Raw genomic sequence first — 25,123 nt, forward strand, 5'->3', positions numbered from 1 at the left:
AAAAATTGGCAGTTCTTTTTCTTAATTGAAATTATGAAATATTAACACGCTTTGATATAACACCTCCAATTTGTTTGATTCTAAATTTGTAAGCACCAAAAAAATATCCGCCATGTATGATTATGTATCGCTGTTAAAAAACATTGTGGACAACACACCTCTTCCTATCGCTGTTTTAATTGGAAATGATCTTAAAATAGAGCTCGCTAATCCTGCGATGATCTCTGTATGGGGAAAAGGAAACGAGGTTATCGGAAAAAATTATTTTGATGTACTTCCTGAAACACCCAAACACGAGATAATGACTCAGGCTCTTGAGGTATTAAATACAGGAATACCATTTTATGCAAAAGACAAGCTGATCGATTTAGTCATTGATGGAAAAATAACGCAGCATTATTTCAATTACAGTTTTACTCCTCTTTATGGTAAAGATGGAAATATTTACGGTCTATTAAAAAATGGAACCGATATAACTGACATGCATAATATAAAGCAGAAGATACAGAGTGCAGATGAAAGACTCCGAATAGCAGTTGAATCTTCTGGAATGGGAACTTACGAAATAAATTTACTGACTAAGGAAACTTTTACTTCTGGAAATTTTAATGAATTATGGTCTGTTGATGAAGCATCAGACACTGAAATGCTTCTCAAAAGAATGCATCCAGAGGATTTGCAAATAAGAGAAAAAGCACATCAGGATGCATTAATTACAGGAAAAATAGTTTATGAGGCAAGGATCATAAATGATGATAAATCGGAAAGATGGGTAAAAGTCAACGGAAAAATCATAAAAGATCAAAATGGGAATGCTTCTAGCATCATCGGAATTATACAGGACATTAGCGATCAGAGAAAGTTTGAAAAAGATCTTCAGCAAAAAATCAAAGAAAGCACTAAAGAGATTAGAGAATCAAACGAGAATCTAATTCATTTCGCCAATATGGTTACTCATGACTTAAAAGAACCTGTACGAAAAATCAAAATTTTTAACGGTTTATTAAAAAAAGAAATTGAAGCTGAAAAAATTGAAAATATAAAAAAATATAGTGATAAAGTGGATCAGTCTGCCGAGAGAATGCAGACCTTAATAGAAGGTACATTAGCTTATTCAACTCTCAACAAATCAATTCAGCAGGTCCAGAAAATAAATCTTAATGAAATAATTGAAAACATAAAAATCGATCTTGAACTTATCATACAAGAAAAAGATGCTATCCTTGTTACAAGTGAACTTCATGAAATAGAAGGAGCTCCTATTTTAATACACCAATTATTTTATAATCTAATACACAACGCTTTAAAATTTTCTAAAGCAGATGAACCTCCCAGAGTTATAATAACATGTAACATTGTAGAGCATGAAGGCAAAAAACATGTCCAGATAGTAATTAAAGATAATGGTATCGGGCTGGATAGTGCATATGCGGAACGAATATTCAATGCCTTTGAAAGACTGCATTCCAAAGACGATTACGAAGGAACCGGACTCGGCCTTGCCCTGTGCAGAAAAATAACCGAAAGACATAACGGAACTATCACTGCTACAGGAAAGGAAAATGATGGTGCCGAATTTACTGTAACTCTTCCCCTAAACCAAGGAAAAAAAACTATTTAAAATACTTCGTAATACAATATTTAAGTTGTGGCACTCCGATCAAGCTAAATTCTTTACTTAAAAATTCGGCCGATAATGTTCCCTATATCAGCAAAATCATCAAGGTTGCTTACAGCTCTTTTTTCTGTTACAGTATTGTCCATTTTTGAAAAAGGATAAATTACTATATAATTGTTATTGCTGAGTTTTTTATTTAAAATTTCAGGCACTTCTTTCATCTGAGGAAAATAAGAATACATGCCTCTGTCGGCCATTAAAATAATAAGCGCCTCGTCTTCTTCCAGACTTCTCGCAGTCTGTTCGGCTTCCTGCCATGAAGCTACAGGATTAAAAACAGCTTCTATATTAGATTTTTTAATGATACTTTTTAATACAGTAATAGTTCTCTCATTTGCGTAAAAACTCATTTTTGCTCCCGAATTTTTTGCGATATTCCAAATTCTCAATAAAGAATGGAAAAATCCCGGTTCTTTTTCTGAATCAGCAGGAATTAGCACAACATACTTTTTAATGGTTGACACCGGCTGAACTGCATGATAGATAATCAAATTTATATGCTTGTTCTGCAGATAACCGTTATAAAGATTATAAATAAATGAAGATGAAAATCCTTTTTCTTCTTCAAGACCAATAAGCAGATCAGTAATATTCTGTTCTTTCACCACATTATTAATCCCCGAAATTACATCATTATCATGCCGCGTTATCGGATTTAGTTTAACATCAGCCGCCGCTGCCATATTTACGGCCGCACCCAGTAGCTTTTCTGCATTTTTTTGAGATGATTCACTTTTATCTTCGTTAATTACATTGAGTGCAAAAAGGTTGTCTATATTACTTCTACTTTTTATAAGAAGTCCCAGATTAACCATTTTTTCAACCGTATGCTCATGATTTACAGCCAGCAGAATTTTCTCTTCTTCATCACCCTCACCTGCCGCGGTTTCTTCTCTATCTGCATCGGCAATCCTCTGGGCACTTGCCATTGATACAAATGATGAAATCGTACACGAAACCAATATAAGCAGGATACTGCCATTAAGCACATGTTCATTTAAAAGCCTCACAGGCTCTCCTGCTTCATTTTCAGATAAGATGATATTATATCCCACCATTACAGAAGCAAGTGTTGCCGCTGCAGAAGCTGCACTCATTCCGAAAATAAGCCTGCCTTCATCATCTGTAAAATTAAATGTCTTTTTAGTTAAAAAAGCAGCTGCATATTTCCCTCCTATTGAAGCTATAAGCATAACTGCAGCTACTCCTAGCGTTTCCCAGCTCTGGATAAAAGCATTAAAATCAATCAGCATACCGACGCTAATCAGGAAAAATGGAATGAAAATAGCATTTCCTACAAATTCTACCCTATTCATAAGTGATGAAGTGTGCGGTATAAGTCTGTTTAGGGCAAGACCTGCAAAAAATGCTCCAATAATCGCCTCTATTCCTGCTAGTTCTGCCAGTAAAGCCGCAAGGTAAATCATTACAATAACAAAAATATACTGGGAAATCTTGTCTTCTACATTCTTAAAAAACCACCGCGCTGCTATGGGGAAAAGAAGCAAAACAACTAAAGCAAATACCAGCATAGAAACAGAAAGCGTGACCCAGAAAGAAGTTCCGACTTCTCCCTGCGACATACCCACTACAACAGCCAGTACTACCAGCGAAAGCACATCTGTAATCATAGTTCCGCCAACAGTAACATTTACAGCCAGCTTCTTGGCGATTCCAAGTTTGCTTACCATCGGATATACAATAAGAGTATGTGATGAAAAAAGACTAGCAAATAATACCGAGCTTAAAAGCGAAAAGCGGAGTATATAATAACCGCCTATAAGCCCAAGAGCAAATGGCACAATAAAGGTATACAGCGAAAAAGTAATACTCTTCCATTTATTTTTTTTAAAGTCCTCCATATCTATTTCCAGACCAGCAAGAAACATTATATAAAGCAGTCCAGTAGTTCCTGTTACCACTACACTGCTGTCTCTGGCAAGAACGTTAAATCCGTTTGGACCAATAACTGCACCGGCTATAATAAGTCCCAACAGGTGCGGCACTTTTATTTTATTCAATAAAAGAGGAATACATAAAATTATGATGAGTTCGATAAGGAATTTTAGTACCGGATCTTCAATAGGAAGGCTGACGTGCTGTATACTTAATAACATAAATTATTTTTTTTGAGGAGTTGTAAGTTCCACCGAGAATCTGGCAGAACAGTTATCCTGTCCAGTAATAGTCTGTGTGCCTTTAACGACATTTTCTTTTATATCATCAAGGACAACGGTCATTTTTACTCTATTTTTTGAAACACTGTCACTGCTAAATTCAAGCATTATTTTATCTTTCAGGTATTTTGCCTTAAATACACGCACAAGTTTTTTGTTATTTATGACATTCGTATATATTCCGGTGGAATCAGATACAAATTCCCAAGTTTCATTACGCTGATCCCCTATAACATACTGGCTGCAGTCTGATTCTCTACAAAGCATCTTACTATTTTTGAAACCTTTAAGTGATTGGGCCATTCTGTAATTAATAGATTATCAATACTGACCGTATCTTTTAATGCAAAGATGCTGTCACGCATAGACAGTAGTGCTTTATAATCAGCTTCTTTTTTTTCAAATTCTTCTTCCCTTACAATTAGAGCTTTTTCTCTCTTCAGCAATTCCTGCTCTTTTTTGCTTTCGCACGAGATAAAAATACAGCCAAGAATGAATAATAGAGGTAACTGTTTCATAAATCTTTTTTTTGGATATACAATTTAACCAAAATAAACCGCTATACAAAATAAAAGAACTTTAAAAAACAATAAGCCAGCATTAAAGTTGATAAGGAATTACAATAAGTAAAGGCACAAAATGCAAGTAAGAGGCACAGTTAAAAAAGATTAAAGTAAATTAGTGAACTGATTTTCAATAAAAACCAACTGCCATGAAAAAAACTGATTATAATTTACTGTTGAAAAATACAGGAAGTCCGAAAGAATATTCAGATGCAATATATTTAGTTTACATTGAACTTTATAAAACGTCTAAGACCTTCAAAAAAATAATTTCAAAGCATTCTAAAATAGTATCCGAAGCAGAATTCGGCTATATCTGTGAAGTAAGCATGCAAAGAATTCCAGAAATCGTCCGTTCTTTAGCATTAAAAAATCATGCCGTTTACCAGATTGTTAGATTGTGTAAGATTACCAGGTAATATATTATTAAAAATAACTCCAAAATTTAGAGATGAAATTAGATTAACGGAGAGCAAAGCAGACTATCACAAAATTACTTCCAATGAAATTATTACAACTATCACGTAATTAATCTGGCAACAAATTTCTAATGATCTGGAGAGAAGCTGCTTCACAAAAATCTAAGCCTGAATAATCTGGATTAAGTCCGCCTATATAAGGAACCGCCATAATGTAAAGGTTTTTATTGTAAGCGCCGTACTGATCAATAACCTGAAAATTGTCATTTATGGCTATACCCGAAACATTCATAAAATACTCTCCAGCCTCATCTTTTTGTACTGTATCTTGATTTAACAAAAAAGCAGCATGGCCGGCTTGGTTAGATTGGAATTTTAAACGTGCAGGACTTATGGCTTTTTGTGACAAAAGCGTTTTAAAAGGAAAATCATGGTATTCCAGGTGAGGCTGGCCTATACAATCAATAAACGTCTGATAATAAACCGAATGTTTTTTATCATCATCATCACTGAAGTGATATATTATTCCTCCGTTAAGCTGGGGTTCGACTGTACTGTCAGAACCTACAGAAATAAGATCAAGCACACCCGCATGATGAAGAGCTAAAAGTTCTTCACAGGATTTTTGCGGGACAAAAGCAATTACAATAGAAATAAGCGGCATTAGAACTTTCTGAAGCCGTTGCATGTCTTCTGCCGAAAGATATTTTGCAGGATGATTCATGGCAAAACTAAGCACGCCGAGCATCTCTTTCCAATAAACTGATTCGTGTCTTTTAATGGATTTCTCCGCCTCGGCATATTCGGCCCTTAAAAGCTGGAAAGGATCCAAACGCTCGCGGAGTTTCATCATTTCTTCCACAAAATCTTCAATGGATAAATCTTTGATACGTTCATAAAAATTATAATCCCTATCACGAAATATGTCTTTAAAATTCTTTTCAAATACAAAATCAAGCGACAGAAAACCATTATTATTTTTTCTGTGCTCATCTATTTCATCACTGCTCAATAAAGAATCATTGGAAAGCCGAGAATCTTCCAAATGGAATCGTACAGCAGGAAGCATACCGCTTCTCGAGTGCATCATAATTTTAAATTCGCTGCTTTCAGGATATAAATTGAAAAGCAAGTTACCGTATTTATCTGATTCAAATGAACCATTGTGTCTTGCAATTGTTCTAATAGCATCTATAGCTGTTAAAGAAGAACCTTTCACTGCGATGGCATGATTAAACTTCTGCACTAGTTTTTGAGGAGGATAAGGAGCATCATAATAACCTGGTATTTTTCCTTCATGAGTTCTCGGCCAGTTATGTCCCGTACAAATAACGACAGAATCGAACACCTTTATCTGTCCTTCCTCTGTTTCAAGTTCGATTGTATCGCTTTTCACATCGTACTTAATGTCTGCAACAGCACTCTCGAAATGTATTTCTGAACTAATTCCGGCTTTCGATCCTTCCTCGATCAGCATTTCAAATTGTGCAGCAAGATATTCCCCAAAAAACAATCGGGGAAATACTTTATAATCATTAAATTTTTGAGGATCAATTTTAAATCTTTCAAGCAGTTCCACGGGCGCATTGTGAACCCATTCTGACATTGGAATTACAATATCCGGAATCTCATTGCCTGAAACATTGGTAATATGTTCGTTATTTGCACCTTCGCTGCTGTAAGGCATTCCTGAACCAAGTTGTGCTTTACGTTCGAAGATTTCTACTTCAAAATTATTCTTTCCAGATTCAACCAGTCTTTTATACATAAAAAGTCCGCTTGGCACATCCTCCTATAATTGCAATACGTTTTTTATTCTCAGCAGTCATTGAATTTAATTATTATGAGGTTTAGATTTTTTTTGATGGTTTTGATAACAAATACAGGAAGATATTATACCATATTCTGTATGTTATTTTACATTTCAAAATTTTACAATTTCAACCATTAAATTTAAATCAAATACAGGTCTGCGTCTTACAGAATCCTATCTATAAATTACATGATATCACTTAGTTCAAGTTTAATTAAATTTGATATTTAGCAAATACGTTTGAAAGAAGGCTAAATTTATGAGAACAATGTGAATCTAATTTTAGATTTTTGCCAGCACAGCAAATACCAAAATCACAAACAAAGAAAAAATGAAAGAAATCATAGCACTTTCAGACCAAGAGATAACCATTAACAGAAATGAATTTCTGAAAATAAATGGCAGTATAGATACCAATTTATACTATATAGAAAGTGGCAGCGTGAGAATTTTTATTTTAGACGGAACCGATGAACAAAACATTCGATTTGGATATAAAGAAAACTTTGTTGTTTCTCTCGATTCTTTTCTAACGGGACAACCTTCTAATTTGTGTATTCAGGCCATAAAAAAAACAGTTTTAAAAGTGGTAACCAAAAAACAGATTGATGATTTTTTAGCCTTAAAAAATAACGCAATTTTATGGGTCAAAATTTTGGAAAATCTTGCAGTACAACAGCTGGAACGCGAAATTGACCTTCTGAAAAATTCGCCGAAAGAAAGATATGAAAGAGTCTTAAAACGAAGTCCGCAGCTATTTCAGGAAATTCCAAACAGACATATTGCCAATTATTTAAGAATGAGTGCTGAAACTTTATCACGCCTCAAAAAGTCTTGATTTCAATCAAGGTTTATAAAAATCTATTTTTTGACCTTTACATAAAATTAAAATTATGCAGTCAGAAAAATTTATTGAAGCTCTTTTAGAAAAGACAAAACAGATTTTAAAGGAAGCCGAAAAACTAAAAACTTACGATTTAAATGTATTAACATGGAAAGAAGATGAGATTTCCTGGAACATTCTGGAATGCTTGGAACACCTCAACAGGTACGGAAATTTTTATCTGCCAGAAATAGAAAAGAAAATCAAAAATTCTGACTGTAAAGCTGAAATTGATTTTAAGAGCGGATTTTTTGGCAGTTATTTTGCAAAAAGTATGCTGCCTAAAGAAAAATTAAATAAAATGAAGACTTTTAAGGATAAAAATCCTTTAAATGAAAACCTTGACAAAACGGTTATTGACCAATTTATAAACCAGCAGTACAAACTACTCAATTTGTTACAACAATCGCGAAATGTAAGCTTGAATAAAGTAAAAATTAAAATATCGATCTCTAGACTAATCACTCTAAAACTTGGCGATACTTTTGAGTTTTTCATTAATCATATTATCAGACATTTAAAGCAGATTGAAAAAATACAATTGGCAGCTAAAAATACCTTAACCTTATAAAAATCATTAAACAAGACTCCAGAAATATAAAAGCAGTAAAAATCAAATGCTAATCTTTTGGAAGATAAATCCAAAAAGTTGTTCCTTGTCCTGGTTTACTGGTGAAATTAATAGTCCCGTTGTGGTTTTCAACAATACGCTTGCACAGTGCCAGTCCGATACCGTTTCCGCTGTACTGATCTCTTTGATGAAGCCGTTGGAACATATCAAAAATGCGGCCTGAATATTCGCTGTCCATTCCAATTCCATTATCTTCAATTGAAATGACATAAAAATTACCTGAAGGAGCTGCAGGATCAAAAGTGGTATCGCTTGTAGATGAAATTATACAGGAAGATATATTTACTGTTGGCTGTGCTGAATTAAATTTTAATGCATTATTTATTAGATTATAAAACAGCTGTCGCAACTGGGTATCAATTCCATTAACAACTGGCAACGTACTCAAATTTATCACCGCTTTTTTTTCTTCCTTAATAAGACTCAAATCTTCTAAAGTCTGTGCGGCGACATCATTAAGATCAACTTCTGCTGTAAATTTATCATGATTATTGACACGGGAGTAATTAAGCACATCTGAAATTAAATTAGATAATCTGCCGGCTGCCAAAGTAATTTTATCAAAATAATAAAGCGTTTTTTGCTGCTCGGTTAAATGTTCAGCCGCTCTTGAAATCATAATCATGATTTTTCGCAGTGGTTCCTGCAGATCATGACTTGTTATAAAAGCAAACTGTTCCAGTTCCTTATTTTTGAATTTCAGCTTTGAATTTGCATTTTCCAGCTCAAGCTGCATCTTTCGCAGCTCCGAATTGTCTTTTAAAGCTTCAACAATCATTTTCTGGGCATGATTATTTACAAAATAAATAAGCCAGCTGCTAATCGAACCATCTTCAGATTTATTTGGCATAATAGAAGCATTATGCCAGATATAATTATCCTCTTTTTTAATTCGAATATCAGCAGAAAAATCTCCTTTGCTTTTTTTTGTATTACTCCATCCTTCAACAATTAGCGGTACATCATCATGATGTATAAATGTTGCGAGGCTTTTTTTATCAAAAACCATTAAAGGAACTTTTAGATAGCTTTCAAATGCATTATTTGCGACAAGCACATTGTTTCGGTCGTTGACAATGCAGATTAAAACAGGAATTGTATCGACCAGAGTTCTGTAGCGGTTTTCACTTTCTCCCAGTTTTTCTGAAAGCGCTACAAGTTCAATATTCTTTTTTCTGATTTCATCGTAAGCAGAAATGGGCGGTTCATACTTGAAGTAATCTACAAGAGTATTTATTTTGGCATCTGAAAGAAGTCCTGGTGACGGAACCTGGTGGCTTAAAGTTGTTACCGATTTGTTATCGGCATAATTGTATTCTATCTTGCCCGATATTTTGGCGGCATATTTATAGGCTTCGGGGTTGCATTTTTTAAGATCGACTTTATCGGTAAGCACAGCTAATATTTCTTTGTGACTCGCTCTGATAATATTGATTCCCAATACTAGCACCGAATTTTTTCCATTGGCAATGGAACATCTTGCCACTTCTGAAACCGCCGTAGAAAAACGGGTCTGCGACGGCACAGGCATACCACACATTTCAGCAATTTTCATGGAACGCTTGTGAGCCAGTATGAGGTTCCGATTTCATTGTCAAGATTAATTTTTACAATTTCCTTCATAAAGCCTAAATTATTTTTCCAACCAAAATTGTAGCATCATCAGTTCCCCTCACATTATCTTTATATAAGGCAGAAGCAATAATAGCTGGACTCTGTTTAATTATAGAATTAAGTTCATTTAAATTCCATCTTGTTCTCAGTCCGTCACTATGCATTATAATAATTTGATGTTTTTGGTAAGGAACAATAGTGCTGTTTATAGTCCGTGGAATATTATGACCGATTATGCCATTATATGGCGTATACGTTTTGTTGTCAAGTCCGTTATAAATACGTGTGTTGATATTACCAATACCGCAAATATTCCAGCTTTCTGCTTCATAATCAACGGCAGCAATAGTAGCAACAAGCCCTCTGCTTTTTTTAACGTGCTCATGAACATATCGAAGCACTGCCACAGGATCATTTTCGGTACATTGTTTAAAAGCTCTAATTGCTTGTTCAACTGCTTCGTGGGCATTTGCCCCGTGTCCTAATCCATCTCCAACAAAAATCTGAAAACCTTTTTTAGAATATTTAATATGATGTCCGTCTCCGCATATTCGCTCGCCTGGATAGTTTACGCTTAATGCGGAAATATCCAAATTTGTAGTTGAATTGGGGATCGAAACATCTGGTTTATCACAGATTTTAATATATTGGACAGTTCCCCATCCGCGCATAGAATAAATCTGAAAATCATTGCTTAATCTCTTAATAGCGCCAATACCTTGACCAAGTGTACTCGAGGTAGAATAGCCGTCTTTCATTATCTTTGAAATATTGTCAATACCAGTTCCTTTATCCAAACAGTATATTTCTATTTCATTAAAGCTTCCATTATGATGTGCTCTGTAAAGCAAATCTCCACCGCCTGCATATTTAATAAGATTAGAAGTAAGTTCGGCAATAATAATATCGGTTTCAGCAGCTCTGTGTGGTTTAAAACCTAACTGAAGTGCTAAATTATGTATCTCTCTTTTAATAAAAGCGATAAGACTCCTATCGTCAATTTTGTAAACGGAAAAAGTATTATCCATTTTTCCATTTTATTATAGTTACGGTTGTACCGTTTCCTAATTGGGTTTGTATATCAAATTCATTTACCAGCCTTTTTGTACCCGGCAGGCCAAGGCCTAAACTTTTTCCGGTGCTGTAACCGTCCTGCATGGCCAGAGTTATATCTTTTATGCCAGGTTCCCTTATCAATAAAAGTTACACGCACACCTAGATCGCGTCCGTTGGTTACAGATTCTATTATAACTTTTCCTCCTCCTCCGTACTTTAGAAGATTACGGACAAGTTCGCTTGTTGCAGTAATTAACTTGGTCTGATTTAAAATGCTCATTCCAATTTTTACACCATATTCCTTTACGCGATTGCGCAACGGAACTACATCCTGCTCTTTTACTATAAGCAGTTCCTCTTTATTCGTTGCTGTCGTCATACGTCTGCTCCTCGTTATCGCCATTGTACATTTTCGCGCGAAGCAAATCCATGCCTTTCTCAACATTTAAGGCACTTATAACACCGTTTAAAGATAATCCAAGTTCAACCAGTGTAATAGCAACCGCAGGCTGCATACCAACCACTACCGTCTGGGCATCCATAATTTTTGACATAACCGCGATGTTTCCTAAAATTCTTCCCATAAAGGAATCGATAATAGAAACCGCTGATATATCAATCAAAACGCCCTTTGAATTATTCTTGTTTATAGTATTTATTAAATCAGATTCAAGATTTTCAGCCAATTGGTCATACAAATCAACCTGTATGGTAACAAGAAGAAAATCTCCCATCTTGAGTATTGGAATTCTTTCCATGTCAGTAATCTTAATTCGTTATTTTCTTTTCACAACCGTAAGCTGTAACATTTCAAAGGCTGTTTGAAGAGCGCTTGCAAGCGAAGCTTTTGTAATAATTCCAGTAAGATCTATTCCTAAATGCACCACAGTCTGTGCAATTTCAGGGCGGATACCGCTGATTATGCACTCTGCTCCCATTAATCTCGTTGCACTCACCGTTTTTATAAGATGCTGTGCTACCAATGAATCTACCGCCGGCACACCTGAAATGTCAAGTATGGCAATAGAACTGCCTGTATCTACAATTTGCTGCAAAAGATTTTCCATTACCACCTGTGTTCTGGAACTGTCAAGGGTTCCTATAATAGGAAGTGCCACAACACCATCCCAAACACGGATAACCGGTGTCGAAATCTCACTAATCTCGTCAATCTGTCTTGAAATGACATCTTCACGTCCTTTCATATACGATTCAAAAGTTAAGATTGTCATGTTATCCAGCAGCGTAGATAATTGCAAATTAGCGTTGTATAATTCTGTAGAATCAGATGCTGTTTCTGAAAGAATTTTAGAAGCTGCTTCTTTAAAAGCAATCAGATATTGTGCATTTTCGCGGGGAGAAAAACCACGTCTGCCTCTGGAACTTGAAATTCCAATTAACAAGTCATGAACTTTTTCAAATTCGTGTGATTCAGTATTTCCGTTTGAATGCTGTAAAGCATCTAGAAAAAGAGCGGCGAACTCCTTTGATTCTTCTTCTTCTGTTGCTCCATCAGTAGATCCGTTTGCTTGTAAAAGCTGAGACCATGTGGTCAATAATTTGTTTTGGTGCTCTTTCAAGCTTGCCAGGAGATTGTTCTGCATTTGTTGTGATATTTGGATATTCATGTAAATGTAGAAAATTAATATTAGTAAAACTCTTTAAATTCAGAAAAAACTTGTAAAAAAACATCACTTTATTCTTTAATCAATAATCGATTTTTTTTTGTAAAATTATTCTCCTGTCTGCATATGGGGAGCATCTACAGGTTTAGACTGCGAAGAACCGATCTGTCTCAGATAAATGGAAAAAATGACTATAGCAAAAACCGACAAAAATTCGCTCTGCCAGTTCTGGAATGACTCAAACCAAAACCGCGAATCTCCTATATATGCCGAAGCGGTTTCAAGCGGCAAACCTTTCAATGCTAGTTGTTGATTTTCATCTTTCAGACTTCCATAAAAATGTGCTCCTAAAGAAATAAAAAACAACAAAAATAAGGCAATACTTAGAGAATGCTTGTACACAGCTAATATCCACCCTCCTTTTTTAACCGGCCATGGAACATTTTCTCTTTTGGCTGATGGTTCTCTGTCTACTTCTTCTTGTTTATCTAAATCTTTAGATTCTGAAGAACCTTTCTGCTGCAGAAAAATGGTCAAAACCACTAATAAAGCCATCTGCAGAAATTCACTTTCCCAATTTTCAAATGTAGATTCTATAAAATGCCCTGTTGAGAAATAAGAAAATAAACTGATTGGTGAGGTGCCGTTTTCTGTTAAATCTTTATTGTGTTCTACAAATCCAAAAAAAATCTGTCCTACAAAAGAGGCTATAAATAATAGAAAGAAACAAATCGAAAGTCCATTATTACGTAAAAATTTTTTCATGATTTTAATTGTAAAAGATTGCAAACTATTGTTTTTCTAATTCATCTTCCGCAGGCAGTAATTGAGATTCCATGAATTTTCCCTTTACAATAGTTCCTTCTTCATCCTCCCACTCTGTTATAACATTCTCTATCAAATCGGGTTCAAAACCAACAACCTTCATCACCTGTGTTCCAAATTCCTGCTGCACCTGTTGTCCTTTTTTATACATGATATTTTATATTTAATAATTCAAAATGTGTTTACTTCCTCCTTCAGAATAAACAATTATGCCATTCAATTTCAAGACTAAAGGTATAGAAGCTCGACCGGACTACTTTTATATCATTACTATGTATTATTTACATTATTCCCCTCAAAAAACTAAAAAACTATATTTCAATAACTCAACAGTAATTACATATTTAATTAGTACAGATGTTAATTATGAAAACACCAAGGTCAATTTTATAAAAAGAACTCCAATCTCTTTCCTAAATTTACGGGTTATGTCCTAATAATAATTATCTAGATTTCGATGAAGAGGTTCAGTATAATTTTTAAGCATAATGAATATTTTTCATTTAAAACTTAAAATGCATGAACACATCGGAAATAGAAACGACAGCATCATCAAATTTATTCCCTGTTGTTGGTATTGCCTCGACATCAGCAGAAATTGAAATATTAAAGACGATTATTTCTGAGATACCTGAAGTGTCAGGAATGAGTTATCTGATTATAGAAAATTTATATTTCCCTCAATCCAAAAAACTAGCCGAACAGCTCGCAACATATTCTAAAATTCCTGTTGCCGAAATTGTCAGTGAAATAGAATTAATTCCCGACCATATTTACATTATTCCTGAAAACAATTTTTTGTTTTTAGAAAATGGCATACTAAAACTTAAGCCTCGAACGCGAAGCAGCAGAGTAAACAATTGTATGGATTTATTTTTCGAATCCCTTTCCTCTGTTTACAACAGCTATGCCTTTGGAGTAATCCTTTCTTCAAATCCGATTGATGGTGCGGCGGGACTTAAAAAACTAAAAGAATATGGCGGTGCGACTATTGCTGTTTTATCTAATAAAAATCAAAATGACACAGCAGAATTTATAGATTATTTTGCATTACCTGAAAAAATTGTTTCTAAATTACTTGAAGTACAAAGTAGTTATTTGGCCGCTCACGCTTATTTTGAAGAAGAAACATCAGATCGTGATCAAGAGTTGTTTGAAGAAATTATAGCTCTTGTATCTGTAAGGTCAGGCACCAATTTTTATCATTATAAATACCAAACCCTACGAAGACGTATCGCCAAAAGAATGGTAAATACTAGGCAAGATAGCATCGAAAAATATTTGAATCTACTTAAAAGCAGTACTAGCGAACAAGATCTTCTGTTTTATGATTTCCTTATACCTGTTACTTATTTCTTTAGAGATCAACTGTATTTTGATAACTTATGTTCTACCGTTTTTCCGTCTATCATTGAAAATTTAAGCAATAAGAATTTAAGAATTTGGTCTGCAGGATGTTCAACTGGCGAAGAAGTGTATTCTCTGGCTATCTGCATTGATGAATATCTTAATAAAATAAACAATAAGGATATTCAGGTTCAGATTTTCGCTTCCGATTTATCTGAAAAATGCATTAAAAAAGCCCGCTCTGGAATATATACTTTGCAAGATGTGAAAAATATAAGTGAAGAAAGAATCGAACAATACTTTACTAAAAGAGACAGCGGTTATCATGTTAATAAAAACATCCGAGATAAATGCGTTTTTGCCCTGCATGATCTGACTAAAGACGCGCCTTTTGCAAATATAGATTTAATATCATGCCGAAATGTACTGATATACTTTGATTCACAATTACAGAATCAAATATTTGAATCCTTTCATTATGCGCTTAAAGACAAGGGATATTTGTTCTTGGGCAGATCAGAATCGGCAAACAATGTCCAAAATTTGTTTACTATAATAGAAAAAAAGGATAAGATCTATATTCGAAAACAGGATGATATTAAACGTAAAATCTTCCATTCCGATTTTAATTCTGCTGTTATCAGAACAAAAAATAACTCACCTTTAACAAGCAATGAAATAGATTATAGAAAAATTGCCGCAGATATCCTTTTAGAGCAATATTCTCCTGCCGCTGTAATCATTAATGAAGAATTAGAAATAGTTCATTTTCATGGAGATACCAGCCCCTTTTTACAGCCGCCTGTTGGAAAACCGAGCTTTAATATTTTAAGTATGGTTTATGAAGAAATTGGTTTCGAATTAAGAAATGCAATTTTAAAAGCCCGTAATGAGAAAAAAAACTTTTCTGGAGAAAATATTAGCGTAAAAAAACAATCTTTTTTAACCTCTTTTGAGGTTATATTTCTTCCTTCAAATATCGAATTATTATTGATTATTTTTTGCAAAAAAACGGTTTCACCTGCCGAACAAAATCGAACTGGCGAAAATAGAACCGAAGAATTAGAACGACAGCTGCTGCAGCTGAGGGGTGATTTTAAAAGAGTTACCGAAGAACAGCAGATTTATTTTGAGGAACTGCAGACTACAAATGAAGAATTACTGAGCAGCACTGATGAACTGCAGCTTATAAATGAGCAGCTCGAAACTTCGACAGAAGAGCTTCAGTCTAATAACAAAGAATTATCTTATATCAATTTTGAACTTCAGGACGGTCGTGATGAACTCGCATCGATGCGCAATTTTTATGAATCGATTGTAAAAACCATAAGAGAACCTTTAATTATTATTGATAAAAATTTTATAGTCAAAAATGCCAATCCATCTTTTTACAAATATTTTAAAACCCACGAAGAAAATACAGAAGGCTTTTCAATTTTTGATATAATAAACGGCCAATGGAATAGGCCGCAATTCAAAGAAACTGTTTTAAAAAAACTGGCTCAAAACAATATCGTCGAAAACTTTAAAATAGAATTTCAATCTTCTGCCGGAGAGAAACAGATCATGATTCTAAATGCATCTCCCATTTTAAACTCTGTTCCTGAAGGCATGATTCTTATTGCCCTAGAAGATATTACAGAATTAGAACACAGTGGTGAATCGTTAAAAAGCAAAAACACAGAACTCCTCGACCATAACAAGCAATTAGAATATTTTACAGATGCTGCCAGCGGCAACTTACTAGAGCCCATTAGAAAAATATATATGTTTGGAAAAAAAATTTTAGACAATGAAACCAATCTTACTGAATCTGGCAGACATAATGTAAAAAGATTGCTAAGCTCGGCAGTAAATATGAATCAGCTGATTGAAGACCTTATAGATTATTCAAAAATAAACTTTTCTAAAAAAGAATTTAAAAAGACAGATCTTAATATCCTTCTCAAAAAAACAGTAAGTGATTTAAAAAGAGCAATTAATGTGTATAATGCTGTTATAACAAATGATCCTCTTCCAACAATTGCAATTATAGCTCCACAAATACAGCTGCTGCTTAGGCATTTAATTTCCAATTCAATAAAATATACCAGAAAGGATACGGCGCCCGAAATAAAAATTGGCATCTTTTATCCCGAATCTGAAGAAATTATAGAATTAGGCGCTGACTCTAAAATTAACTTTATAAAGCTTTATGTAAGTGATAACGGAATAGGCTTTAATGATGATTTTGAGAAATTGATATTTGCTCCCTTTTATAAACTTGAAAGCAATGATTTGCAATATGGAAGCGGACTAGGGCTGGCTTTGGTGCAAAAAATTGTTTCTAATCATGGCGGTTTTATTAAAGTCTCAAGCAAACCTTCTGTAGGAACAACAGTTAATGTCTATCTTCCGTTACTTGAAAGCTAAATTTTAAAAAAAACAATCTCATTTATTTTTATTTATCTGAATTACTGGTAATTGTAGAACTATAAATTGTAAAAGTATAAAAACGTCACATTAGTATAATATACTTTTGATAGAAAGAAAAATCACAACTCTAACTAACTATAAATCTGTAAGTAAGGGTTTTGATTCTTCAAAATTTCAAGGTATTTAACTAATATGATATTTTATGAAAAATTTTCAAGACGAAAAACAACGCGATTTATCAATCAACAAATCAGATGGCACAAATAAATTTCTGACTACAGATCAAGGCCTTAGAATTAATGATGATAATAATTCGCTGAAAGCAGGCGAAAGAGGTCCTTCTCTACTCGAGGATTTTATTCTTAGGGAAAAAATAACGCATTTTGACCACGAAAGAATTCCGGAACGAATTGTGCACGCGCGCGGTTCAGGAGCTCACGGATTTTTTGAAGTTACAAATCCAATTCCGGAATTGACTAAAGCTGGTTTCTTAAAAGAAAAAGGTCTTAAGACTCCTGTATTTACAAGATTTTCTACCGTTGCTGGATCAAGAGGTTCTACAGATCTTGCCAGAGATGCCAGAGGATTTGCCGTTAAGTTTTATACTCAGGAAGGTATTTATGATTTAGTGGCTAATAATATTCCTGTATTTTTTATACAAGACGCTGCTAAATTTCCAGACCTTATCCATGCTGTAAAACCAGAGCCACACAATGAAATGCCGCAGGCTGCATCTGCGCATGATACTTTTTGGGATTTTATTTCATTGATGCCAGAATCCATGCACATGATCATGTGGGTTATGTCTGATCGTGCCATTCCGAGAAGTTACAGAATGATGGAAGGTTTTGGAGTACACACTTTTAGACTAATCAACGAACAGGAAGAATCTGTTTTTGTAAAATTCCACTGGAAACCCAAATTAGGAACTCACGCTGTTGCTTGGGACGAAGCTCAGAAAATTTCAGGAAAGAATCCAGATTTTCACAGACAAGATTTATGGGAAGCTATTGAAACGGGAAATTTTCCAGAATGGGAATTAGGCGTTCAGGTAATTCCTGCTGAAGACGAAAACAAATACGAATTTGATCTTCTAGACCCAACCAAACTGGTTCCAGAAGAATTAGTTCCCGTTACTATTGTCGGCCGAATGGTTTTAAACAAAAACCCTGATAATTTCTTTGCAGAAACAGAACAGATTGCTTTCCATCCAGGACACATCGTCCCGGGAATCGATTTTAGTAATGATCCTCTTTTACAGGGAAGATTATTTTCTTATACCGATACACAACTTTCTAGATTAGGAAGTCCGAATTTTCATGAAATCCCAATTAATAGAAGTGTTGCTCCCGTTCACAACAATCAACGTGACGGACACATGCGTCAGGAAATCAATAAAGGGCGTGTAAGTTATCATCCAAATTCACTTGGCGGAGGCTGTCCGTATCAGGCTAAAATTGAAGAAGGAGGTTTTGCAAGTTTCAACGAACGAGTTGATGCTCATAAAGTAAGAGAAAGAAGTGAAAGTTTTAACGATCATTTCGGGCAGGCAAAATTATTCTTCAACAGCCAGACGCCAGAAGAAAAAAGCCATATTGTAAAAGCACTACGTTTTGAACTTGGAAAAGTAGAAACTACTGCTATTCGCGTTAGAGTGTTAGGTCTGCTTTCGCAAATTGATGCCACTCTTGCTGAAAAAGTAGCAATTGGACTTGGAGCTACTGTACCTCCAATTTTGGAAACACCGATTAATAAAGGTGTATCGCCAGAAAACGAAGGCGAACCTCAAGAATCGCAAACAGTTGAATCTTCTGTTTCTTCTTCTGAAGCATTGAGTATGATTAAAAATCCAACGAATTCACCAACGATTGCGTCTAGAAAAGTAGCAATTATTTGTTCTGACGGAGTTTCTGAAGCGGCTGTATTGAATATCAAAAAAGCACTTAAAAAAGAAGATGCCAAAGGATGCATTATAGCACCTCATCTTGGATCTATCATAACAGATGCTGACGGTGCAATTGCTGCAGAATTTAGTTTCTTAACTGCTTCATCTGTATTATTTGATGCAGTTTACATTCCACATGGATTAGGATTGAATGCATTGGCTGAAAATGACGATTTATTCGAATTCCTTAATGATGCCTACAAGCATTGCAAAGTAATTGGTGCAGATGGCGAAGCTTCAGAAATTATAAGCAGTGCCCCTTTTGCATCAAAAATTACAAATGAAGATGGAGGAATTATTTTGACCAGCGATGTCGCAACCGAAGGATTTGCTCAAGATTTTATCGCTGCAATGACCCTACACCGTTTTTGGGAACGCGAACCAAACTTATACAATTAAATCAAAAAAACACATGAAAAATTCAGAAAAACCCACAGAAAACAAAGCCGTTAAAAACAATTTTGTTGAACCAGCCTCAGACGCTGCAACAGAACTGAAAGAACTTTTTATTGACAGTCTTAAAGACATTTACTGGGCAGAAAATGCATTAGTAGGTGCCTTACCAAAAATGGCAGACAACGCCACTTCTCCCGCACTTGCGAGCGCGATTTTAGAGCATCTTGATGTAACTAAAAACCAAGTAAAAAGACTAGAAGAAGTTTTTGATCTTTTAGGCGAAAAAGCGGAAGGAAAAAAATGCGAAGCAATGGCGGGTCTTCTTAAAGAAGGCGATAGTATTCTTTTAGAAACAACTCCAGGAGCGGTTAGAGATGCCGGAATAATTGCCGCATCACAAAAAATTGAACATTATGAAATTGCAACATACGGAACTTTAGTCGCTTTTGCCAAAACACTTGGAGAAAACAATACTGCAAAACTATTAACACAAACTCTTTCAGAAGAAAAAGAAGCCGATTGCGTACTAAACGACGTAGCACTAAATAAAGTAAATATTGTAGCTGCCGAATAAATTTTATTCGAACTTTTTTAATTAAACCAAAAACATCTGTACACTATGCAGATGTTTTTTTTGATCCTGTATCATAAACAACTGACTGTAAATCATGTAACACACATGATGCTGCATGTAAAAAACGTCCCTTCTTCCCAATACATTTGCCTCGATTGTTTTATCTCCATCATTTAATGAAATTTTTTAGTTAAAATAATCTGGAATATAGACACAAAAACGACAAGATTTAAAATGATATAAGAATCTCACGTATTAAATATAAAAATCAGATTAAATAATCTGATAAACTAACAGTAAGATTTTATGCAAAGGTAATTACATAAAAAAAGAGATAACCTACTGTTAATTATATAATTACTAATAGTCTTAAGTATAAAATCAAACCATATATCAACTCTACATTTACCTCAATAAATAATTTAAATACAAATAGATATGAAAAGTTCAAACACAAAGAAAAGCACTAACAGTGCTAAGTCATCAGATAAAAAAACTGATACAAAAGAAAGTGCTTCTAAAAGCGATTCTAAAAAAGATTCAAAAGAGGAATCGAAAACTTCGGCTGATACAAAAAAAAACGCCGCTAAAAATTAATTATTATGAGTACAGATGAAAAGGAAAAGAATGGTCAGGAAGACCAGTATTTTCAAAATGACAGAAGACAATATGAAGATCCTGATATTGACTCACCTCCAGCAGATCATTCTCTAACAGAAAATCCAGAACCAGACTACGGTACTAATCTTGCTTTGAATGAAGAAGATGATCGATCCGATGATGATGAAAGTCAAGATGAAGATAATGATCTGGATGAAGATGAAGATATTGAAGAGGAAAGAGACACTTATGATAAAGAATAGTTGATACCCTCTTTAAAAGGAAGCTGCCTAAATACAGGCGGCTTTTTTTGTATTGCTTATCTAATACAAAATGTAAAGCCCTTTTACCATGGCATCTGCATCCTACGATGTGTCCGTTTTCAATTTTCCCATAACCTAATTTAAAGAATAGTTCTTCTTCAGTAAAAAGAGGAATCAATAAAATAAAAATTTTGCTGGTAAGTAATCAGTTGTTAAAAAAAATGAAGATCTTTCTTTTTTTTTTATCTTAGCAAAAATTTTACTTCTATAACTGCCTCATATACAAAATTTTATAAAGCCATCTTTTTAAATAATCTAATTTTTGTATATACAATTTCAGTGTTTTTTTTTTGAAAAATTATAGTTCAAACAAAATGATATTTTTAAAATATGATTTGTTTGAATACTGCAAATCAATTTGCATTTTCATTATAATTTTAGGATTAAATAAATGACACGGATATATGATTTTCAATTTAATTATTAATTAAAAGAAACTAATATGCCGACTCCTATCCCTGCAGGTATAACACTTGAAACCATTATCTATAATGGCGCAACAAAGGACAAAAAAAATCTTCTTTTTTTAGGCGATGGCTTTAGCGCAGGCGACAGAGCTCTTTTTGACAGAACCATAAACGAGGTTGTGGCCCGATTTTTTAGAAAGGCTCCTTTTAATCTTAGAGGAGTTAGAGAACATTTTAATATTTTTAAAGCATTTACGCCATCACCGAGCTCGGGTATTTCATGTGCCGTTCCTGTCGACGCTAACGGAATAACAGTTCCAGACAATCCTGGTACGGCTGGACCGGCTGTTGGCACTATGATGCAAAAATCAAATGCATTGGGACTAACTTATGGTTTTCTGATAAACGGAACGCCAATGGCTAGACTTATACGGCCTAAAACCGGCGATGAAACCTTAATAATGGATTTTATTGCTACGCTTACCTTACCTTCTGAAGCTGTGGCAGATAATTTAATACCGCAATGTTGGGCTGCTCCTCCAAGTGGTATGTCTTCCTCTACAGGAAAAGACCATGCATTAGTCATTGTATTGGTAAATGATGATAAATATGGTGGAGGCGGACATCGCGATTTTGCAATGGTCTGTTTAGGCGATCAGCCCGGTTTTCAAGGATTATCAACTTCTGTTGCGGGTATAGACCATACTCCAAGCACTCCAAGAAATAATTATAATAATCTTGCTGCCGTGAGCATGCATGAATTAGGCCATTCGCACTTTAGACTTATAGATGAATATTCTGAAATAAACACACCAGCCATCGCAACTACAGCAGGCCATTTTGATGGTACTGATGTACGTCCCAATGCTGTAACACGGAGAGATGTGCTTGATACTGTTACGAATGTATTTGACCCCAGCAAGGCCAAATGGTACAAAGACGCTTATCCCGGCAGCTCAGAAAAATTAATCGGCACCGATGCCTTTACTTATATGCAAACCAACCTCAAACCACTATGGGAGCGACCTGCAGGTACCGTATGCGCCAACATTGGTTTTGACGGATCTACGAAGTATCCACCTGTATCGGTAAGAAATGGTATTCGCTATCCGCAACGAATTATAGGTTTATATGAAGGGGGAGCCAGAGAAGGCTGCGGTGTATATATTCCTGCAGGATCGTGCAGAATGAAAAGTACAAGTTATGATAATGATTTTTGTTATGTATGTAAATATGCAATCATAGAAAAGATAGACCCAACACTGCTAGAAGCTTTGTATCGAACTTTTTACCCAAGACCTTAAAATAATTAAAAAATGGCGACTGATAAAAGTACATTTGAGTTATTAATTGAAGAGCTAGGACAAGCCATCAATGGTGTGCTCAATGATATAGGTAATCCTGTAAAGTCTCCTCAAACCACCTTATACTTCCTTCGCAACTTGGGTTGGAATGTTCCTGAAAGTACAGACCTTTCTTCGTCTCCTCTTAAATTTATCAATAGCTTTTCTTCCATTAATCTTAGTAATACTTCCGATTATAGCTCGCTTATCGGATCGCTAAAAAATGTAATAACCGATTTCGACTCCATCAAAGATAATCTTGGTCTTGGCGCAACATTAGCTGATTTTGGCACAAAGTTTCCTAGACAGCTTCTTGATTATACGATCATGCGGCATATGCAGTATGAACATCCAAAAATTTCTGCTTTCTTCCTCTTCATTGGTATTTTTGATAATAGTTACCAACCAGCGGCATTGCCTGCACATATTGCCTACAAACAATATCGCATTGAATGGGAAAGATTAATCATTTTTCTACAAGAACCACATCGCATACCAGAAATTGTTTACGGATGGGGTACACCAACTTATGATGGTAAATTATTAATAGAAAATATTGAACATTTACTAAATGCGCTAGAAATACAAACTGGCGTTTATATGCCTACTGGAGATATTACTTCACAATATAGTTTAAGTGGTGATGCTTTGTATGTTCCATTTTTTGATCTTGATACGGTTAAAGCTGGACTGGAAGTGTATCCAATTGCCACAGACAGCACTCCAAATAACGCGGGGCTGGCTGTATCACCATTCTTTATCGGAAGTGCTGAAACAGAAATTGTAATCAACGAAAATTTTTCCTTACTTATTAAGGGCGGACTTAAAATAGATAAAACAACAGGGGTAGAAATAAGACCCAAAACGGCCATAACTTTATTTGATCTTACTGCTGCCTCTGCTATTAATGGTAGTATTGAAGTAACTTTTCGAATATCGGCCAGAACATCTGGTACAATTAGGTGCGCCAGAATCTACCAGACTCGAAATAGGAGCCATAGAATTAACTGGTAAAGCTCAGGTAAACCAGCAAGGCAATGATTTTACTATTGAAATTGCCGTTAAAGATTCACGTGTGGTAATAGATTTAGGCGGTGGAGATGGATTTATTTCTTCTGTACTGCCGTTGGATCCTATAGAAGTTCCTCTCGATCTTACTGTAGGATATTCCACCAAAAATGGCATTTACTTTAAAGGAAGTGCAGGAATACAGATTCAATTGCCCATCCATATTTCGTTGGCGCCTATTGAAATTAGCGGTATAACCATCGAAATAAAAATTGAAGACCGAAAAATACCTATATCTGTAAGTGCCGACTTTAAAGGCGAATTGGGTCCGCTTACAGTGGTTGTAGAAAATATTGGAGTGAGCACCAATTTAAGTTTCCCCGAAAATAACCGTGGAAATATGGGGCCTTTTGATCTTGGTTTTGGTTTTAAGCCACCAAATGGACTGGGTCTTTCTGTAAATGCTGGAGCAGTCATTGGCGGCGGTTACTTATTTTTTGATTTTGAAAAAGAAGAATACGCAGGTGTACTAGAACTGACAATTGCAGGATTTATTTCTGCAAAAGCAATAGGCTTGATTACGACAAAGATGCCAGATGGCAGTAAAGGTTTTTCAATGCTTATTATTATCACGGCAGAATTCTTTCCTCCATTTCAACTAGGTTATGGGTTCACATTGAATGCTGTTGGCGGATTATTGGGATTGAATAGAACCATGCTGTTGGATCCATTAAGAAATGCCGTGCGCACTGGAGCTGTAAACAGCATCATGTTTCCACAAAATGTAATTGCCAACGCGCCAAGAATTATTAGTGACCTAAAATCGATATTCCCTCCCTATGAAGAAAGATTTCTAATTGGCCCCATGGGAAAAATAGGCTGGGGAACGCCAACTTTGATTACACTTTCATTAGGCATTATTATTGAAATACCTGGCAATATTGCTATTCTGGGAGTACTTAAAGTAGCATTGCCAACAGAGCAAACACCACTGGTTCAAATACAGGTTCTATTTGTGGGAACTATCGATTTTGACAAGAAAATGTTAACCTTCGATGCGAGTCTCTATGAATCATTTATTCTTACTATGACTCTGGAAGGCGATATGGCAGTGCGTTTGAAATGGGGCGATGAACCTGATTTTTTATTGAGTGTTGGAGGTTTTCATCCGTCATACACACCTCCCCCGCTTTCATTACCCACCATGAAACGCCTTTCTCTCACTATCCTAAATACAGGCATTGCCTTGATACGAGTAGAATGTTATCAGGCAGTAACATCCAACACAGTACAGTTTGGTGCTAAGGCAGAGATAAAATTTGATCTTAGAGCATGTGTCATAGAAGGAAATATTGGTTTTGATGCCTTGTTCCAGTTCAGTCCATTCTATTTTATTATTCAAGTATCGGCCAGCTTCAAACTTAGTGCCGCTGGTATTGATATATTAAGTGTAAGGGTAAGAATGTCTCTTGAAGGGCACG

Annotated in this window: 22 protein-coding genes and 1 pseudogene; 12 read left to right on the top strand and 11 right to left on the bottom strand. The window is 35.1% G+C overall.

Annotated elements, in window-relative coordinates; translation table 11 throughout:
• The first annotated feature begins 112 nt into the window (after positions 1-112).
• Positions 113-1,621, top strand: a complete 1,509-nt coding sequence (locus tag ACPWTF_RS03605; protein WP_427874444.1) for an ATP-binding protein — start codon at positions 113-115, stop codon at positions 1,619-1,621.
• Positions 1,622-1,674: 53 nt separating this feature from the next.
• Here the strand turns inward: ACPWTF_RS03605 and ACPWTF_RS03610 are convergent, their stop codons facing one another.
• From ACPWTF_RS03610 to ACPWTF_RS03620, 3 genes are read right to left on the bottom strand one after another with little or no spacing between them, the layout of a single operon-like run.
• Positions 1,675-3,795 (bottom strand): cation:proton antiporter, encoded by a 2,121-nt coding sequence (locus ACPWTF_RS03610; protein WP_427874445.1) that lies wholly within the window; start codon positions 3,793-3,795, stop codon positions 1,675-1,677.
• 3 nt (positions 3,796-3,798) lie between these two features.
• Positions 3,799-4,122 (bottom strand): hypothetical protein, encoded by a 324-nt coding sequence (locus ACPWTF_RS03615; protein WP_427874446.1) that lies wholly within the window; start codon positions 4,120-4,122, stop codon positions 3,799-3,801.
• Positions 4,083-4,373 (bottom strand): hypothetical protein, encoded by a 291-nt coding sequence (locus ACPWTF_RS03620; protein ID WP_427874447.1) that lies wholly within the window; start codon positions 4,371-4,373, stop codon positions 4,083-4,085. The genes ACPWTF_RS03615 and ACPWTF_RS03620 overlap by 40 nt, the downstream gene beginning before the upstream one ends.
• Before the next feature lie 194 nt (positions 4,374-4,567).
• Here ACPWTF_RS03620 and ACPWTF_RS03625 point away from each other — a divergent pair, with 194 nt between their 5' ends.
• The gene (locus tag ACPWTF_RS03625; RefSeq protein WP_427874448.1) at positions 4,568-4,837 is read left to right on the top strand and encodes a hypothetical protein; all 270 of its coding nucleotides are present in this window, start codon (positions 4,568-4,570) and stop codon (positions 4,835-4,837) included.
• Between the two features lie 109 nt (positions 4,838-4,946).
• On the opposite strand, the gene ACPWTF_RS03630 is transcribed toward ACPWTF_RS03625, so the two are convergent.
• Complete coding sequence (locus ACPWTF_RS03630; protein WP_427874449.1) at positions 4,947-6,605, bottom strand: FAD/NAD(P)-binding protein; 1,659 nt, start codon at positions 6,603-6,605, stop codon at positions 4,947-4,949.
• Between the two features lie 376 nt (positions 6,606-6,981).
• Between ACPWTF_RS03630 and ACPWTF_RS03635 the strand changes: the two genes are divergently transcribed.
• Both ACPWTF_RS03635 and ACPWTF_RS03640 read left to right on the top strand, forming a co-directional pair.
• The gene (locus tag ACPWTF_RS03635; RefSeq protein ID WP_427874450.1) at positions 6,982-7,488 is read left to right on the top strand and encodes a Crp/Fnr family transcriptional regulator; all 507 of its coding nucleotides are present in this window, start codon (positions 6,982-6,984) and stop codon (positions 7,486-7,488) included.
• Positions 7,489-7,543: 55 nt separating this feature from the next.
• Positions 7,544-8,104 (top strand): DinB family protein, encoded by a 561-nt coding sequence (locus ACPWTF_RS03640; protein WP_427874451.1) that lies wholly within the window; start codon positions 7,544-7,546, stop codon positions 8,102-8,104.
• A 49-nt stretch (positions 8,105-8,153) separates the two neighbouring features.
• On the opposite strand, the gene ACPWTF_RS03645 is transcribed toward ACPWTF_RS03640, so the two are convergent.
• The 7 genes from ACPWTF_RS03645 to ACPWTF_RS03675 all read right to left on the bottom strand — a co-directional run bounded on the left by ACPWTF_RS03645 (position 8,154) and on the right by ACPWTF_RS03675 (position 13,435).
• Positions 8,154-9,719 carry a sensor histidine kinase gene (locus tag ACPWTF_RS03645; RefSeq protein ID WP_427874452.1) on the bottom strand — a complete coding sequence of 522 codons (1,566 nt, stop codon included), beginning with the start codon at positions 9,717-9,719 and terminating at the stop codon, positions 8,154-8,156.
• 73 nt (positions 9,720-9,792) lie between these two features.
• Positions 9,793-10,806: a SpoIIE family protein phosphatase gene (locus tag ACPWTF_RS03650; protein ID WP_427874453.1), complete on the bottom strand. Its 1,014-nt coding sequence runs from the start codon at positions 10,804-10,806 to the stop codon at positions 9,793-9,795.
• A 59-nt stretch (positions 10,807-10,865) separates the two neighbouring features.
• Positions 10,866-11,213 (bottom strand): hypothetical protein, encoded by a 348-nt coding sequence (locus ACPWTF_RS03655; RefSeq protein ID WP_427874454.1) that lies wholly within the window; start codon positions 11,211-11,213, stop codon positions 10,866-10,868.
• Positions 11,194-11,592 (bottom strand): STAS domain-containing protein, encoded by a 399-nt coding sequence (locus ACPWTF_RS03660; RefSeq protein WP_012025123.1) that lies wholly within the window; start codon positions 11,590-11,592, stop codon positions 11,194-11,196. Before ACPWTF_RS03660 ends, ACPWTF_RS03655 begins: the two co-directional genes overlap by 20 nt.
• Before the next feature lie 18 nt (positions 11,593-11,610).
• Positions 11,611-12,438, bottom strand: coding sequence for an STAS domain-containing protein (locus tag ACPWTF_RS03665; protein ID WP_427874455.1), 828 nt, complete (start codon positions 12,436-12,438; stop codon positions 11,611-11,613).
• Positions 12,439-12,567: 129 nt separating this feature from the next.
• Complete coding sequence (locus ACPWTF_RS03670; RefSeq protein ID WP_427874456.1) at positions 12,568-13,224, bottom strand: DUF6766 family protein; 657 nt, start codon at positions 13,222-13,224, stop codon at positions 12,568-12,570.
• A gap of 25 nt (positions 13,225-13,249) precedes the next feature.
• Positions 13,250-13,435, bottom strand: a complete 186-nt coding sequence (locus ACPWTF_RS03675) for a hypothetical protein (protein ID WP_427874457.1) — start codon at positions 13,433-13,435, stop codon at positions 13,250-13,252.
• A 368-nt stretch (positions 13,436-13,803) separates the two neighbouring features.
• Between ACPWTF_RS03675 and ACPWTF_RS03680 the strand changes: the two genes are divergently transcribed.
• From ACPWTF_RS03680 to ACPWTF_RS03715, 8 genes and pseudogenes are all read left to right on the top strand, one after another.
• Positions 13,804-17,043 (top strand): CheR family methyltransferase, encoded by a 3,240-nt coding sequence (locus ACPWTF_RS03680; RefSeq protein WP_427874458.1) that lies wholly within the window; start codon positions 13,804-13,806, stop codon positions 17,041-17,043.
• A 205-nt stretch (positions 17,044-17,248) separates the two neighbouring features.
• Entirely contained in the window at positions 17,249-19,390 is a 2,142-nt protein-coding gene (locus ACPWTF_RS03685; RefSeq protein WP_427874459.1) for a catalase, read from the top strand.
• Between the two features lie 13 nt (positions 19,391-19,403).
• Positions 19,404-19,961: a ferritin-like domain-containing protein gene (locus ACPWTF_RS03690; RefSeq protein WP_427874460.1), complete on the top strand. Its 558-nt coding sequence runs from the start codon at positions 19,404-19,406 to the stop codon at positions 19,959-19,961.
• A gap of 438 nt (positions 19,962-20,399) precedes the next feature.
• Positions 20,400-20,558, top strand: coding sequence for a hypothetical protein (locus tag ACPWTF_RS03695; RefSeq protein WP_427874461.1), 159 nt, complete (start codon positions 20,400-20,402; stop codon positions 20,556-20,558).
• Positions 20,559-20,563: 5 nt separating this feature from the next.
• Positions 20,564-20,824 (top strand): hypothetical protein, encoded by a 261-nt coding sequence (locus tag ACPWTF_RS03700; protein WP_427874462.1) that lies wholly within the window; start codon positions 20,564-20,566, stop codon positions 20,822-20,824.
• Positions 20,825-21,326: 502 nt separating this feature from the next.
• On the top strand, positions 21,327-22,595 hold the full coding sequence (locus ACPWTF_RS03705) for a hypothetical protein (RefSeq protein WP_427874463.1): 1,269 nt from the start codon (positions 21,327-21,329) through the stop codon (positions 22,593-22,595).
• A gap of 12 nt (positions 22,596-22,607) precedes the next feature.
• Positions 22,608-23,648: a hypothetical protein gene (locus ACPWTF_RS03710; RefSeq protein WP_427874464.1), complete on the top strand. Its 1,041-nt coding sequence runs from the start codon at positions 22,608-22,610 to the stop codon at positions 23,646-23,648.
• A 61-nt stretch (positions 23,649-23,709) separates the two neighbouring features.
• A pseudogene (locus tag ACPWTF_RS03715) lies at positions 23,710-25,104 on the top strand (DUF6603 domain-containing protein); the annotation flags it as partial.
• Positions 25,105-25,123: the final 19 nt, after the last annotated feature.

This window comes from Flavobacterium sp. MMS24-S5 (assembly GCF_050320125.1).
GTDB classification, from domain to species: domain Bacteria; phylum Bacteroidota; class Bacteroidia; order Flavobacteriales; family Flavobacteriaceae; genus Flavobacterium; species Flavobacterium tyrosinilyticum.